The organism is Oleiphilus sp. HI0125 (assembly GCF_001635355.1).
This window is the reverse complement of sequence record NZ_LWGF01000017.1, coordinates 1-1,140: the sequence shown is the minus strand read 5'-3', so window position 1 is coordinate 1,140 and position 1,140 is coordinate 1. Positions and strand designations below refer to the sequence as shown.

Sequence of the window (1,140 nt, the reverse complement as noted above, 5' to 3'; positions counted from 1 at the left end):
AACTACGAATGGCCGAAGTATCAACGTCTGATTGATAATGCTTCAGAACGAGCAGACCGCTACGCAAAATTTGCTAAGAAGATATCGAGCGATGGTATTAGTATTTTGCGCGATCAAGATGCTATGCGCGGTATCGTCGGTGATGGTGTTCGTGCAGCGACAGAGTTAGCGCAACTAGCGACCATGCCCGCGGATCCGCGTAGTACTTTGAAAGGCAAACTTGGTGTTAGAAAAACATGTGCTTGGTCTGAGCCGGTGAGCTTTGAGAAGTTTCATGGGATTGCGAAGGTTGTCGGCTGTAAGATCAATGACCTACTCATGTCTTGTGTAGCAGGCGCTTTTCGTGAAGAGTTGATTCGCGCGGGTGAGAATTTAGAAGGGCGCAATGTTCATGTGACGATTCCAGTTAATATTCGTCCAATGGATAAGATGGATCTAAGCCAAAATCCTGATGACCTAGGTAACCAGTTTGGTACTGTGTTTGCTGCATTGCCTGTTGATATCGAGAATCCTTTAGAGCGCGTATATAAAATAAAGCACGACATGATTGCGCTTAAGCAATCACTTCAGCCAGCTTTGTCTTATGGCATTTTGTATGCGACAGGCATGCTGCCAAAATCTATGCAAAGAGCGCTTACTGAGAGCTTCGGGAATAAGACAACTGCAGTGATGTCGAATGTTCCAGGACCTCGCGAAGCACGTTACATCGCAGGATCAAAGATCAAGGAGCAAATGTTTTGGGTTCCTCAAACAGGCGATCTTGGTATTGGTTTGAGTATCATCAGTTATGGCGGTCAAATACAGTTTGGCTTGGTTGGTGATTCACGTCTATTGCCTAATCCAGAGCGCATAGTTTCTCAGTTTGTAGCGCAAATTGAGTTACATCGAACAGATATTGTTGCTAGCTACATCGAAGACCTTGTTCAACCAACGGTGATTGGTTAACAACTTGCCTTTTATCATCATGAGTGCTTGAATTCGACCTCTTTATTAGAGAGCAACAAGCACATCATGACTGATCAACAAAAAGTACCTTTAGCGCAAAAGTTAAATCTAGAAACCGCACAGATTTCTTGGAAGGAGCTTGAACCTTATTTGCTGGAGGTAAGCTGATTTCCGTTTCATCTGACCTTGATATGC

The 1,140-nt window shown here is 44.1% G+C and carries 1 protein-coding gene; it reads left to right on the top strand.

Annotated elements, in window-relative coordinates:
* Positions 1-945, top strand: a 945-nt coding sequence (locus A3762_RS00585) for a WS/DGAT domain-containing protein (RefSeq protein WP_156493090.1), incomplete at its 5' end; no start/stop codon positions are given.
* Positions 946-1,140: the final 195 nt, after the last annotated feature.